The sequence below is a fragment of the Cryobacterium psychrophilum genome (assembly GCF_004365915.1).
Taxonomy (GTDB): Bacteria; Actinomycetota; Actinomycetes; order Actinomycetales; family Microbacteriaceae; genus Cryobacterium; species Cryobacterium psychrophilum.
Genome location: NZ_SODI01000001.1, coordinates 366,270 through 380,134, shown reverse-complemented (window position 1 = coordinate 380,134; position 13,865 = coordinate 366,270). Strand labels below are relative to the sequence as shown.

At 65.1% G+C, this 13,865-nt stretch carries 12 protein-coding genes; 5 read left to right on the top strand and 7 right to left on the bottom strand.

All coding sequences use genetic code 11. From position 1 onward, the window contains the following. Window positions 1–8: 8 nt before the first annotated feature. On the bottom strand, window positions 9–1,442 hold the full coding sequence (locus tag EDD25_RS01775) for a dihydrolipoyl dehydrogenase family protein (protein ID WP_134171771.1): 1,434 nt from the start codon (window positions 1,440–1,442) through the stop codon (window positions 9–11). A gap of 125 nt (window positions 1,443–1,567) precedes the next feature. Here EDD25_RS01775 and EDD25_RS01770 point away from each other — a divergent pair, with 125 nt between their 5' ends. Then, window positions 1,568–2,203, top strand: a complete 636-nt coding sequence (locus EDD25_RS01770) for a class I SAM-dependent methyltransferase (RefSeq protein WP_134171770.1) — start codon at window positions 1,568–1,570, stop codon at window positions 2,201–2,203. Window positions 2,204–2,241: 38 nt separating this feature from the next. Here the strand turns inward: EDD25_RS01770 and EDD25_RS01765 are convergent, their stop codons facing one another. Together EDD25_RS01765 and putP are read right to left on the bottom strand one after the other, a co-directional pair. Beyond that, the gene (locus tag EDD25_RS01765; protein ID WP_134171769.1) at window positions 2,242–2,523 is read right to left on the bottom strand and encodes a metal-sensitive transcriptional regulator; all 282 of its coding nucleotides are present in this window, start codon (window positions 2,521–2,523) and stop codon (window positions 2,242–2,244) included. 384 nt (window positions 2,524–2,907) lie between these two features. After that, window positions 2,908–4,413 carry a sodium/proline symporter PutP gene (gene putP / locus EDD25_RS01760; protein ID WP_134171768.1) on the bottom strand — a complete coding sequence of 502 codons (1,506 nt, stop codon included), beginning with the start codon at window positions 4,411–4,413 and terminating at the stop codon, window positions 2,908–2,910. Window positions 4,414–5,105: 692 nt separating this feature from the next. On the opposite strand from putP, the gene EDD25_RS01755 reads away from it, so the two are divergent. From EDD25_RS01755 to EDD25_RS01745, 3 genes are all read left to right on the top strand, one after another. Continuing rightward, complete coding sequence (locus tag EDD25_RS01755) at window positions 5,106–6,386, top strand: MFS transporter (RefSeq protein ID WP_134175028.1); 1,281 nt, start codon at window positions 5,106–5,108, stop codon at window positions 6,384–6,386. A 262-nt stretch (window positions 6,387–6,648) separates the two neighbouring features. After that, window positions 6,649–7,023, top strand: coding sequence for a rhodanese-like domain-containing protein (locus tag EDD25_RS01750; protein WP_134171767.1), 375 nt, complete (start codon window positions 6,649–6,651; stop codon window positions 7,021–7,023). A gap of 169 nt (window positions 7,024–7,192) precedes the next feature. Beyond that, window positions 7,193–8,998, top strand: a complete 1,806-nt coding sequence (locus EDD25_RS01745) for an acyl-CoA dehydrogenase family protein (RefSeq protein WP_134171766.1) — start codon at window positions 7,193–7,195, stop codon at window positions 8,996–8,998. A gap of 144 nt (window positions 8,999–9,142) precedes the next feature. On the opposite strand, the gene EDD25_RS18110 is transcribed toward EDD25_RS01745, so the two are convergent. From EDD25_RS18110 to EDD25_RS01735, 3 genes are all read right to left on the bottom strand, one after another. Next, entirely contained in the window at window positions 9,143–9,268 is a 126-nt protein-coding gene (locus EDD25_RS18110; protein ID WP_279586313.1) for a hypothetical protein, read from the bottom strand. 2 nt (window positions 9,269–9,270) lie between these two features. After that, window positions 9,271–9,699 carry an SRPBCC family protein gene (locus EDD25_RS01740; protein WP_134171765.1) on the bottom strand — a complete coding sequence of 143 codons (429 nt, stop codon included), beginning with the start codon at window positions 9,697–9,699 and terminating at the stop codon, window positions 9,271–9,273. 94 nt (window positions 9,700–9,793) lie between these two features. Then, complete coding sequence (locus tag EDD25_RS01735; RefSeq protein WP_134171764.1) at window positions 9,794–9,994, bottom strand: hypothetical protein; 201 nt, start codon at window positions 9,992–9,994, stop codon at window positions 9,794–9,796. Window positions 9,995–10,234: 240 nt separating this feature from the next. Here EDD25_RS01735 and EDD25_RS01730 point away from each other — a divergent pair, with 240 nt between their 5' ends. Beyond that, complete coding sequence (locus EDD25_RS01730) at window positions 10,235–10,612, top strand: cupin domain-containing protein (RefSeq protein WP_134171763.1); 378 nt, start codon at window positions 10,235–10,237, stop codon at window positions 10,610–10,612. Between the two features lie 279 nt (window positions 10,613–10,891). Here EDD25_RS01730 and EDD25_RS01725 read toward each other — a convergent pair whose 3' ends face one another. Next, the gene (locus tag EDD25_RS01725; RefSeq protein ID WP_338419603.1) at window positions 10,892–13,798 is read right to left on the bottom strand and encodes a cation-translocating P-type ATPase; all 2,907 of its coding nucleotides are present in this window, start codon (window positions 13,796–13,798) and stop codon (window positions 10,892–10,894) included. Between the last annotated feature and the right edge of the window lie 67 nt (window positions 13,799–13,865).

Below are 13,865 nucleotides of genomic sequence, written 5' to 3'. Positions count from 1 at the left end.
CGTGCCGGTCAGTTCAGTCGAGCGTTGCGCAGTTGCCGGAGGGTGCGCGTGACCCTCAACATGAGGCCTGAACCGAGCCGGTCGCGAACGTCGGCCAGGGCCACGTTCCAGAGACCGTCGTTGTACGTCGGGTAGGCATGTGTCGTCCCGGCGATGTCGCTCGTGCTGAGCCGGTTCTTCACTGCGAGGGAGATCTCGCCGAGGGTTTCACCGGCCCGGGGGCCCACGACGGTTCCCCCGAGGACGCGGCCACGCTTGTCGACGATCAGCTGGGTGTACCCGTCTTGTCGCGCCTCCGTGACAGCGCGGTCAACGTGGGCATGATCACGGGTGACGACTCGGTGGCCTGTGGTGCCCACATCGGCGAATTGCAGGCCAACGGCGCCCACTTCCGGGTGAGTGAACGTGACTCGGGGGATCGCCGTGGTGTCCACCCGGCGGGTCAGGCCGAGAATCGCGTTGGTTGCGGCCACGCTCGCGTTGACCCCCGCGGTGTGCGTGAACTGCGGCAGCCCAGTGACATCGCCCGCGGCCCAGATGCGGGGGTTGGAGGTGCGGAGGAGTGAATCGACGACAACGTTTCCGCGTGCGTCACGACGCACCCCGACACGGTCGAGGTCAAGTCCGACGGAGTTTGACCGGCGGCCGAGAGCCGCGAGGACGCGGTCGAAGTGCAGGATGCTGCCATCGCTGAGGGTGAATGTTCCGGCGAGACGGTCGGTCGACGTGACGGAGGTGACGGTGCGACTGGTGCGCACGTCGACGCCGTCGGCGACGAGGGCCGCCTCGACGATGGCGCTGGCCCGTTCGTCCTCCTTGGGCAGGAGCCGTGCGCCGCGGTGCACAAGCGTCACGGTCGATCCCAGGCGGGCCATGGCCTGCGCGATTTCACAACCGATCGCTCCGCCGCCGAGCACCACGAGGCGCTCCGGAAGTGTTCGCAGGTCCCAGAACGTTGCACTGGTCAGAACGTCCACGTCGACGATTCCGGATATCTCAGGCAGCACGGGGGACGCGCCGGTGGCAATCAGTGCCTGGCGAAAACGCACCTCACGGCCGTTCACGTCGACGGTATTGGGCCCGGTGAATCGCGCCTTCCCGAGCAGAACGTCGATGTCGTCTCTCTCCAGCGACTCTGCGGAATCAATCGGGGCAATTTCGTTCCTGGCGTCATGCACGTGAGTCATCACCCGGGCGAAGTCCACGACGACGTCTCCAGCCGTCACGCCGAGATGCGCCGAAGACCGGGCCGTCATGGCGGCGTCCGCGGCCGCGATGAGCGACTTGGACGGGATGCATCCGGTCCACAGGCAATCCCCGCCGAGGCGATCGTCTTCGATCAGGAGTGCTCTCGCTCCAAAACTCGCGGCGGTGCGGCTGGCCACGAGCCCGGCCGATCCACCGCCGATGACGACGAGGTCCCATTCGTTCGTTTTGTCCATGATTGCGAGCGTAGGCGGTCGCCGGAGTTCGTGCCGCCGAGGTCCCGGCGCTGACGTTCGTCGACGGGAGGTGAACGGCAGCGCCGGTGGTTAGGCTGAGGGGGAGGAAAGGCCGGGTCTGGACCATGGCGAACGTCTACGAAACGGCTGCCAGCTTCTACGATGCGCTCTCGGGAGAGCGGTTCGTTTATCGGGCCGGACGTGAGGCCGGAGTGACGCTCCTCGGTCTGCGCCGGGGCGATACGGTCCTGGATTTGGGATGTGGCACCGGGCTGAACCTCGCCCTTCTCGTTGATGCCGTAGGGCCGAGCGGAACCGTCATCGCTCTCGATCGCAGTCCGGCGATGCTGCGAATGGCTCGGAATCGAGTGGAATCGAACCGGTGGAGCACCGTGCGCCTGTTCGAGGCGGATGCCACCACGTTCGCCCCTGCGCAGGTCGCCAGCGAGCTGCCGACGGGGGAACGGCACGTCGACGCCGTGTTCTCAAGCTATGCGATGAGCGTTTTCCATGACTGGCATCCGGCGTGGGATCGGATGTGTGAGCTCCTGCGGCCCGGCGGCCGCGCCGGTATCGTCGACATGCAATTGCCCACGGGCATCCATCGGGTGTTTTCGCCTCTCGCGCGCCTGGCTGCCGCCGTCGGCGGTGCCGACCTCGACGCTCGCCCATGGACCGTCATCGAACGCGAGGGCGTGGACGTGCGCTCAATGTCACTCAGCGGCGGACACATTCGAGCGGTGGCGGCCACGATCCCGTAACCGCTGACCTGCTCGGTCTGGCCGGGACCAGAGCCGGTTCAGGCCAGCGAGAGGAACAGCTTCTCAAGTTCCTTGACGTCGAGTGGCTTCTTGTCGCCGGTGTCGGCATTATCGACAAGGCATTCTTTCATGGCCGAGGAAATGATCGTGAAACCGGCGCGATCAATCGCGCTGGACACGGCGGCGAGCTGCGTAACCACCGGGCGGCAATCCGCACCGGATTCGACGGCAGCAATCACCGCAGCGAGTTGACCCTGCGCGCGCTTGAGCCGGTTCACTATCTTGCGCATGTCATCGGATTTCGTATCTTGCGAAGTCATTTCAGGCCACCTTTTTCTTCTCGACCGATGGGATTGTGAGGCGCCGCCCAGGGCCCGCCTGGATGGTCGTACAACAACAGGATACCCTACAGGGTATAAATTGTGACAGCTAAGAGTCATATTTGCGATACCCCCGAGGGGATAGTGAGTACTTCCAGCAAACGATGAAGGAGCTCCCATGTGCAGTGCAGTCCGATGCAATCGTTGTAGCAAGATCACCGGGGCGGGGTGCGGTGAGCACGTCGACAGTGCGATGGCCGATGTTCCGCAGGCACAGCGCTGCACCTGCCCCTGAGTCACACCGCAAACAACACAGGCACTTACCGCGGCCGTGATGGCCGGGGCAAGTGCCTGTGTTGTTGGTGATGCGTGGTGCTGGCGGTGCTAGACCTTGGCCGGCTTGGGAGCCTTGTAGGAGGGGTGGGACTGCTCCACAGCGGTATCGAATTCGATTTCGATTTCCGCAGACGGCTTGTAGGTGGCCAGGGAGACCACCACGGCGACCAGCAGGCTGGCAGCGAAGCCGGGCACGATCTCGTACATGCTGTCGCTCAGCGCAGAGTTGCCCCAGATGAAGACCACGACGGCGCCGGTGACCATGGAGGCGAGTGCGCCCCAGGTGGAGAGCTTCTTCCAGTACAGCGAGAGAAGAACGACGGGGCCGAACGCGGCACCGAAACCGGCCCAGGCAAACCCGACCAGCTCAAGGATGGTGGAATCGCGGTTGAGCGCGATGAGTCCGGCAACGAGCGCCACAACCAGCACGCCGAGGCGGCCGAGCATGATCATCTGCTTCGGCGTGGCATCCTTCTTGCCGACAATCTTGTACAGATCCTCAACCAGGGCGGAGGAGCAGACAATGAGCTGCGACGAGATGGTGCTCATGACGGCGGCCAGCACGGCAGCCAGCACCAGACCGGCGATGAACGGGTGGAACAGAATCTGCGAGAGCAGCAGGAACACCGTCTCGGGGTTCTGCAGGGTTACCTCGGGGTGCTGCTGGAAGTACGCGATGCCGATGAGAGCGGTGCTGACGGCGCCGATGGCGGTGATGACCATCCAGCCGATGCCGATGCGGCGTCCGGCTCTGGCGTCCTGCGGGGTTCGCATCGCCATGAAACGCACGAGGATGTGCGGCTGGCCGACGTAGCCCAGACCCCACGCTGCGGCGGAGATGACGCTGAGGATGGAACCGCCGGCGGTGAGGGAGAGTCGGGTCGGATCAACTTCACGGATGGATTCGAGCGTTGCGGTGATGCCTCCCGCGGCGTTCAGGGCGACGAGGGGCACGGCGATCAGTGCGACGAGCATCAGGATGCCCTGGGCAACGTCCGTGAGGGTCGCGCCGAGGAATCCACCGAAGAGTGTGTAGAGCAGGGTGACTCCGGCAACGATGAGCATGCCGACCAGGAAGGTCGAGCCGAAGGAGTTCTCAAAGAACACGCCGCCAGCGACCATTCCGGAGGACACGTAGAACGTGAAGAAAACCAGGATGATCACGCCGGAGACCACGCGCAGTATGCGCGAGTTGTCTTTGAGACGGTTCTCGAAGAAGCTCGGAATGGTGATCGAGTTGTTGGACACCTGCGTGTACGAGCGCAGCCGAGGAGCAACGAACTTCCAGTTGAGCCAGGCGCCGATGGTCAGGCCGATGGCGATCCACGCCTCGACCAGGCCGGACACGTAGATGGCACCGGGAAGACCCAGCAGGAGCCAGCCGGACATGTCAGAGGCGCCTGCGCTCAGCGCTGCGGTGCCCGGCTTCAGGCCACGTCCCGCGAGCATGTAGTCATCGAGGTCGTTGGTCTGCCGAAAAGCGAACCAGCCGATGGCGACCATGCCGGCTAAATACAAAATGATTGCTACAAGTTGGAAGGTTTGATCCGTCATTGGGTTTTTCTCCAGTGGGTTTCCCCGGTTCGAATGCCCGATGTAGGGGTGATTCAGTGCATCAAGTCTCACAGAAATACGCTGCGTTGTCGTCGTTGAGCCCCATTTAGCCGTGGAAACAGGTGCATCCACGACAGTTGCGCCCGATTGACGGTGCCCGGCGCGGGCCCAAACGCCGGTCAGCAGGGCCAGGCGCGCAAGCCCATTCTCGAAGTGAACTTCTTGATGCAAACACGGCACTGACCCGCAGGATCCCGCGGATTTCGGGCATGCTCCCCACGGTGAAATCACCGAGTGCTGCTGCGGCCGGCGGCGTGAAATCGGCACTCAGTGGGATGGCTTCCGTATAACGATTGAGTCTCAGTATTGACTATCGAGGAATTTATGCCGTCTTTCGGTTATATTCCCTTTTCCGTCATGTGCCTGCCGGCGGACCACCCGCTCTGGTGGCCAGTGGGTCGGTGCGGCTGGCGATCGCGGTGTGAACCTCCAGGAAATGTCCGAATTGCCCGCATGCACGGCGCGACTGTCCCGATCCGGCGGCGACGGGCCGAACCGTGATGCTGCTCTTCGAGGGCGCCATCGTCGCTCCAGGAATGAGAGCCTGCTCACCCGCAACATCTAGCCATCCGCTCAGATCGGGTCAATGATTGATGCGTGACGAAGTCGTGTGCGCTGATCGGTCGCGGGTCATGAACCCGGCGGCGAGGCGCGTGCAACGCATCTACTTGACCCTTCTACTCGGCAATACGCTCGCGGCGTCGTTCATCTGGGGCATCAACATGCTCTTTCTGCTCGACGCGGGACTGTCCAATTTTGAAGCGTTCGCCGCGAACGCGTTCTTCACCGTGGGTATGGTCATCTTCGAAATTCCGACCGGTGTCGTGGCCGACACGATCGGACGAAAGGCCTCCTATCTGCTCGGCACGATCACGCTCTCGGTCACGACCGGGCTCTACTGGATGCTGTGGCTGTGGCATGCGCCGTTCGTCTGGTGGGCAATCGTCTCTGTGCTGCTCGGGCTCGGCTTCACCTTCTTCTCGGGCGCCGTGGAAGCGTGGCTGGTCGACGCCCTGGCATTCAGCCGGTACACCGGTAGCCTCGAGGCCGTGTTCGGCCGGGGGCTCGTGGTCACGGGCATAGCCATGTTCACGGGTTCGGTGCTGGGCGGTGTGATCGCTCAGGTGACCAACCTCGGCGTGCCCTTCGTGTTGCGCGCCGCGGTGCTGATCGCCCTATTCGTCTTTGCAGCCGTTGTGATGAAGGATATCGGCTTCACTCCGGACCGTTCGGCGGGGCCGTTGAAGGCGACGCGGAACGTGCTGGCGCAGTCGATCGAGTACGGACTCAAGAGGCGGTCGGTGCGCTACGTGATGCTCGCAGCTCCCTTCGCTTCGGGGGTCGGCTTCTATGCCTTCTACGCGCTGCAGCCGTATCTGTTGGAGCTCTACGGGGATCCATCGGCGTACTCGGTTGCGGGGCTGGCCGCGGCCATTCTCTCGCTCTCCCAGGTGGCCGGTGGAATGCTGGCACCCCGAATCCGCGGGCTGTTCGCCCTGCGCACCACCGCCGTGATTGGGGCATCCGTCATCAGCGCGGTCGTTCTCGTCGTGCTCGGACTGAACAGCCTCTTCTGGTTCGCGATCGCGCTTCTGATGGTCTGGGGCTTCGTCTTCGCCGTTGCCGGACCGGTACGGCAGGCCTACCTCAACGAGATGATCCCGTCGGAGCAACGCGCCACCGTGCTGTCATTCGACTCGCTGTTCGGCAGCCTTGGCGGGGTCTTCATCCAACCGGCGCTGGGCCGTGCCGCCGATCTTGGGGGTTACGGCACCTCGCTCGTGATCGGTGGTGTCGTGCAGCTCATCGGGATTCCGTTTCTGCTCGCGAGCCGACGCCAGCGTGACCCCGCCGACAACAGGACCCGACAGGCCGATCCCGTCCCGCCGCTTCCCGACTCCCCGGATCAGTGAGCCGGGGAGCAGCAACGAGTCAGGTGGCCCCGTTGCCGAGAACACGTCTTAACAGAACGGCCGAATGCGCTTCCGCCTCCGACGCCTCGTTCGCGGGCTGCGGCTTCGAGAAGAGATCACCACGGAGTGCTTCGCAGCCGGGTCGGCTGAGCTGCGCGGCCAGCCGTTTCACTCGCGGACAGTCAACGCAGTGACAAGCCGAACACTCCTGATACCCCTATGGGTATACTGGGGCTGATTCCCATTCTGAAGGAGACCCGCCATGCGCCGCCTGCGTACCCTGCCCCTGATGCTCAGCTTTCTCGCCGTGGTCGGCCTCGGCCTCACCGCCTGTGCGGGGCCCGAACCCCTAACAGTGGCCGCGAACACCGTGATCGTTGACGTGCGCACTCCCGGCGAGTACTCCGCGGGGCACCTCGACGGGGCCGTGAACGTCAACCTGCAGTCGGGATCTTTCGAGCAGGAGATCGCCGAATATCCGGTGGATGGCGACTACATCGTGTACTGCCAGTCGGGCAACCGCTCGGCCCAGGCCGTGTCGATCATGGAGTCCGCCGGGTTCAGCAACGTTCACGATGCGGGCGCGATCCAAAGCGCCGCCGACGCCACCGGCATCCCGATCGTCGCTGGAAACTAACCAGCGCGGTCACGTCGACGAGCGCCATTGCGGTGCCAACGCGGTTTGTTTGTAGGAATACAACGCCATTCGCGGTGGATTATCGACAGAGTTGTAGGGAATCGGCACAAAACCGGACAGATGCTGAGGTCTCACCACCGCGGCGATATCCCTAGCTACGCTGTCAGGCATGAGCCAATTTCGTCCCCAAACAGCCGATATCGCTTTCACCCTCGAGCACGTAGTGGGATATCCCGGCATCGCCAAATTGCCCGGATTCGAGCATGCGGACCTCGACACTGTCGTAGACCTCCTCGAGCAGTGCGGCGAGTTCATGGCGCAGGTTGTCGCGCCCACCAACCGTGCCGGCGATGTACAGGGCGCGCGACGGGAGTCAGACGGCACCGTCGTCACCTCCCCGGGGTTCAAGGAGGCCTACGGCCAGTACGTTGAAACGGGCTGGGGCGCGGTGCCGCTGCCCGAGGAATTCGGCGGCGGCGACTTTCCGCACACGGTCGGTTTGGCCATCCAGGAGCTGATGTCCACCGCCAACGTGGCCTTTGCACTCTGTCCGCTGCTCACCCAGGGCGCCATTGAAGCACTTTTGCACTACGGCAGCGATGAGCTGAAGCAGCGCTACCTTCCGAAGATGGTCAGCGGGGAGTGGACCGGCAGCATGAACCTCACCGAACCGCACGCGGGTTCCGACGTCGGCGCGCTCACCACCCGTGCCGTCAAGCGCGACGACGGCAGCTACGCCATCACCGGCCAGAAGATCTACATCACCTATGGCGACCACGACATGGCCGAGCAGATCGTTCACCTTGTGCTTGCCCGCCTGCCCGGCGCTCCCGCCGGAACCAAGGGCATTTCCTGCTTCATTGTGCCCAAATTCCTCGTGAACGACGACGGGTCCCTCGGCGAGCGCAACGGCGTCTCCGCGCTGTCGCTCGAGCACAAGCTTGGCATCCACGGGTCACCGACCTGCGTACTCGACTACGACGGCGCGACCGGGTACCTCGTGGGCGAGGAGAACCGGGGCATGCAGATCATGTTCGTCATGATGAACACGGCGCGCGTCTCCGTGGGCATGCAGGCCGTCGGCGTGAGCGAGCGTGCGTATCAGCAGTCCCTCGACTACGCCCAAACCCGGCGCCAGGGCCGGGCCATTGGCGCCACGGAACGCGACTCGGCCATCATCGACTTTCCCGACGTGCGTCGCATGCTCCTGACACAGAAGACCTACCTGGCTGCCGCGCGCCGGCTCATGCTGCTGAACGCCGTGTACGTCGACCAGAGCACTCACAACCCCGATGCCGCGGTGCGCACCCGCGCCGACGAGATTGCCGGTCTGCTGACCCCGATCTGCAAGGCCTTTGGCAGTGACCTGGGCAACGAACTCACCTCGCTCGCCCTGCAGATTCATGGGGGCATGGGCTTCATCGAGGAGACCGGCGCGGCCCAGCACTATCGCGATGTGCGCATCATGGCGATCTACGAAGGCACCAACGGTATCCAGGCCGCCGACCTCGTCGGTCGCAAGCTGGGCGTGCGTGGCGGGGACTCCGCACTCGAATTCCTGGCGACCATGCGCGGCATCCTTGCAGAACTGGCCGACGCCGGAGCAGAGTTCGATTCCATCCGGCACGGCCTCGACGCTCAACTGGGCGCCCTCGACACCGCGACCGACTGGATGCTTCGCACCGGCCGCGCGGACCCGAACGCCGTGCTCTCCGGTTCCGTCCCCTACCTGCGCATGTGGGGACTCTGCGTCGGCGGATGGCTGCTGGCTCGCTCCGCCCTGGCCGGCGCGGCGGCGGGGGACCCGCAGCAGGCAGAGACCCAGCTCGTGATGGCCCGGTTCTATGCCCAGCAGCTTCTGCCGGCCTGTGCCGGACTGCTCGGTGCCGCGACCGCGGGGTCCAGCGACCTGTTCGCCCTCGACGTTGCGCAGCTCTCTGGCGCCGAGCGCAGCAAGGTGTCGTCCCAGCGTTGACAGAAAACATCCCCGGCCCCGTCGTCAGGCTTGATCCTGATGGCGGTTGCCGGGTTTCGTTCGGTTCACGCGCGCTGCCCGAACGCTGGGCGCTGTGGAGCCGTGGGCGGTAGCGCGCTCACCCCTGCGGAATGCTCGACTGACCTATGCCGCGGCGTTGACCAACGCAGCCACATTGTCAAACATGTGCTTCACCGAGGCGTCTGGCAGATCGGCGGCAGCGCGACGGACGGCATCCTTGTTGTCGTCGGTGGGTCGTGGTCCCTGCACGGTCAGCCGGCCATCGCCCTGGGCAGTCGGCGGATCGCATCCACTTCGGTCGTGACCTGCCTGGCGACCATGGCGGGCACGAGTGTGAGCATGCCGGTGAGGATCAACTTAATCGAGAGCTCCACCTCAGTGCTGGTCGGGGAGAGCGAACGAAGTCGAAAGGACCCGGTGGGGCGAGCCGGGCCGGCTACGACCTCGAAATCGAGCTGGGTCGGTGCATCGCTGCGGGTGATTCGGTAGTCGCCCTGGATCGTTCGGCCACCGGGCCCCGCCATCGTCTGGGTGTACACGGTGCCCACGCCTGACCCTGATTTCAGGGCGATGCACACAACACCGGGGCGCCACTTCGGATTGTTCAACCCATCAGCGAGAAAGGCGAACACCTCGTCGATCGGAAACTGCACGGTGACACTCTCTCGGGCCTGGACCATGACTCCTCCTTGTTGAGGACAACGGTACAGCGTGCATCCCCGTTATCTGCCTGTTCCCACAGCGAATGCGCGGCCGCATGAGAACCGTCGGCGGTCAGGCGCCGATCAGCGTCAACACGTGGAACACGACGTAGACCGGCCAGGCGATCGCCTGCAACAGCCCGATGATCACGCCCCAGAATGATCCGTTCGACAGGGAGACGAAGTAGATCGCGGCTCCGATATACGCCAGCAGAAAGAAGAAGCCCCACGGGCCATCCCGCACGATCGTGTTCCCTCGAGCGTTCGTCGTCATTCGCTCCGCCTCTCCTCGTGGCCCAGCACTCGGTGGAATGTGGCGTGCCGAGCCCTGTGACGGTAAGAGTAGCCCCGGTTTCAGCGGTGCGACACTGCACAAGCCAGCAAATCCCAGGCGGATGTTGGGAGTCGTGAGGAGACGCCACAAAGTACTCTTTGGCCCTTCACGAATAGTCGCCCGGAGACTACTGTGGCCGCAAGAGCTGCTATGCCCGGTGGCCCATAGAAGGAGGGTCCAGTGTCAGGGAACAAGAATTCGCTGCAGGTGAAGTCTTTCGACTCGCCCGATGAGCACCGTGCACCGGAGAAGACCAGCCTGGGTGTGAACCACCTCGGCGAACACACGATCGGTCGCCTGCAGATGGAACCCGGTTGGGTCTGGTCCGAGTGCATCAAGCCCGTGGTACTCACCGACTCCTGCCAGCTGAATCACGTGGGATACTGCGTCTCCGGCACGCTCGAGATCGAACTCGATGACGGACAATCGGCCACCATCACGGCCGGCGACTCCTATACGATCCCGCCGGGCCATGACGCTCGCGTCGTCGGCGAGGAGGCATTCGTCGGGATCGAATTCGCCAGCGCCGCCCAGTACGGCGTGCCGGTCTCCTCCTGATCAGCTCGCTGCTGGAACGCTCCAGCGCCGGAGCCGCCGGCGCAAAACATCCGCTCGACAAACCCTGCCCATGGCGAAGCTGGCAATTGCGCTGGAACCAACTCGGCGTCGTGGAGGTGAGGTGGTCATGGTCGGCCCGCCGTGACGGTATCCGCCACATCGAAGGGTTCTGCATCAGCCAGCCCTGGCAGCGTGGAAGAATCCATTACTTCCGCTGTCCGAAATCTTCACAGCAGCCCCGTCAAGGCCGGTGTGTGGTGTGGCGGAGTCGGGGCCGGGTCAGCGGCGGGCGAGGGCGCGCACGAGCACCTTGCGCAGTTCTTCCGCCCACAACACGAGGGATGCCATCCCCAGGCAGATCGCCCAGTGCCAGACGTCGAGCGAGGCCGTTCCGAACGCGGTCTGGAGCAGGGGAAGCTCGACCACGGCCAACTGCAACAGCACCGCGAGGCCGAGCGACGCCCAGAGCCACCGGTTCGCGAACAAGCGGTGGAACGCGGTGGAACGCGCCGAGCGGGCGTTCAGGGTGTTGAACAGTTGGGCGAAGACGAGCGTGGTGAAGCCGGCGGTGCGGGCGACGGCCAGGCTGTCGCGTCCGGCCGGGAGCAGCCCGCCGGGCAGGAACAGGTCGATGGTGGCCAGGGTGGCCACGGCCATGACCAGGCCCGTGTAAAGGATGCCCACCCACATCCGCCCGTCGATGACCCGGTCGCCGGGACCGCGCGGCGACCGCGCCATCACATCATCGATTTCGGGGTCTACGCCCATGGCCAGGGCCGGTCCAGAATCGGTGACCAGGTTGATCCAGAGGATCTGGGTCACCAGCAGGGGCAGCACCACGGTCTCGCTGCTCGCCCCGGTCAGGCCGAGAGCGCCCGCGAAGATCACCCCGAGGAACACGGTGAGCACCTCGCCGATGTTTGAGGAGAGCAGATACCGGAGGAACTTCTTGATGTTGTCGAGGATCACCCGGCCGGCCCGCACGGCGGCGACGATGGTGGCGAAGTTGTCATCGAGGAGGATCATCTTCGCCGCCTCCCGGGTCACCTCCGTGCCGGTGATGCCCATCGCCACGCCGATGTCCGCGGACTTCAGGGCGGGTGCGTCGTTGACGCCGTCGCCGGTCATCGCGACGATGTCACCGTTGGTCTGCAGGGCGTCGACGATGCGCAACTTGTGGTGGGGGGAGACGCGGGCGAAGACAGATGTGGTGCGCACGGCGGCCCGCATGCCGTCCTCGTCAAGCCGGTCGAGTTCGAGGCCGGAGAGGGCCGTCGCGCCGGGCTCGACCAGGCCGAGGTCGCTGGCGATCCTGGCGGCGGTGACCGGGTGGTCGCCGGTGATCATGACCACGCGCACACCGGCCCGGTGGGCCTCTGCGATCGCCGGCTTCACCGCAGCGCGCGGCGGGTCGATGATCCCGGCCACGCCGGCGTAGATGAGGTCGCGTTCGTCGTCTTCGGCGAGCGAACCGGTGGTCTCGTCGCCGCGGCTGTAGGCGACGCCCAGTGTGCGATAGGCCTGTTCGGTCAGCTCCTGCACGTCGTCGAGGGCCTGCCGGCGTAGCTGGTCGGTCAGCGGAACCACGACGCCGCCGACCTGCACCTTCGAACACAACCGCAGCAGCACGTCGGGCGCACCCTTGCTGAAGATGCGGAGGCTGCCGTCGCTTCGTTCCTGGTGCAGGGTGGACATCATCTTGCGGTCTGAGGTGAACGGAATTTCGTCGACCCGCGCGAAGCGGGCCATGTTGACGTTGGCGCCCTTGAGTTTGCCGGCGGCGACCAGGAAGGCCGCCTCGGTCGGGTCACCCTGGATCCGCCAGTCGCCGTCGTGCTCGGTCAGGCGGGCGTTGTTGGCGAGGGCTCCCGCGCCGAGAACGAGTTGCACCTCAGCCAGGAGCGCCGGGTCGGTGAGTGGTTCGCCGTCGTGGAGCACGTCGCCGAGCGGCCGGTAGCCGACCCCCGTGACGTCCACGCGCCCTGACGCGGTCAGTACCCGTTGGATGGTCATCTCGTTCCGGGTCAGTGTGCCGGTCTTGTCGCAGCAGATCACGGATGCCGACCCCAGGGTCTCGACGGATTTCAGGTTCTTGACTACCGCGTTCCGCCTGGCCATCCGCTGCACCCCGATCGAGAGGATCACCGACAGGATCGCCGGCAGCCCTTCGGGCACTGCGGCGACGGCGAGCGACACCCCGAGCAGGAACACGGTGACGAAGCCGGCCGGGGTGGATACCCCCTGCACGAGCACGATGGTGAGCATCACTACGACTGCGATGGCGATCACGACCCTGCTCAGCATCCGGCCGATGGCGCTGATCTCGGACTGCAGGGGCGTCGGGTGGGCGACCGTCGACTCGAGCATGGTCGCGATGGCGCCGACCTCCGTGTGCATGCCGGTGCCGGTGACGATGGCGCGGCCGACGCCCTGGCTGACGGCGGTTCCCTTGAAGAGCATGTCCCGGCGCTCGCCGAGGGCTGCGGGCTCGGTCAGAGTCCGCGCTTCCTTGCTGACTGCACCGCTCTCCCCGGTGAGTGAAGCCTCTTCGACGAGGAGGGACTTCGCCGAGACGAGCCGGGCATCCGCCGCGACACTGTCGCCCTCGCTGAGCGCCAACAGGTCGCCGCGCACGAGGCTGCGGCTCGGAACGGTGATGAGCTCGCCGCCGCGCAGTACGGTCGAGGAAGCCGCGGTCAGGCCGGCCAGCGCCGCCACCGCATTGTCTGCCTTGGATTCCTGCACGAAGCCGAGCACCGCGTTGAGCACGACGATTGCGGCGATCACGATGGCGTCGACCGGCAGGCCGGGGGTGCCTTCGATCGCCCATGCTCCGAGTGACACCGCGGTCGCGGTCAGCAGCAAGTAGATCAGCGGGTCCTGGAACTGTGCGAGAACCTTGCGCCACGTCGGCGTTGTCGCGGTCACGTTGAGTTCGTTCGGGCCGTCGACGGCCAGGCGACCGGCGGCGTCTTTCGGGGTCAGGCCGAGCGTGGCATCCGTGCCGAGCAGGCGCACGACCTCCGCCACATCGACCACGGATGGATCGGGCATGCACGGATCGATCGGTGCCCCATCGATCGGTGCCGGGTCGAGCGGTGCCTGATTGTCCATGGGGTGCAGGGCCTCATCTCTGGCGACAACGGTTGCCTGCTCCCAGTGTCGCGTATCGATCCGGATGCCCACGACATACCGTGCCGGCCCTGCTCGATCTTCTCGACCTCGTAGGGCCGAACCGGGGTGCGGAATTTCT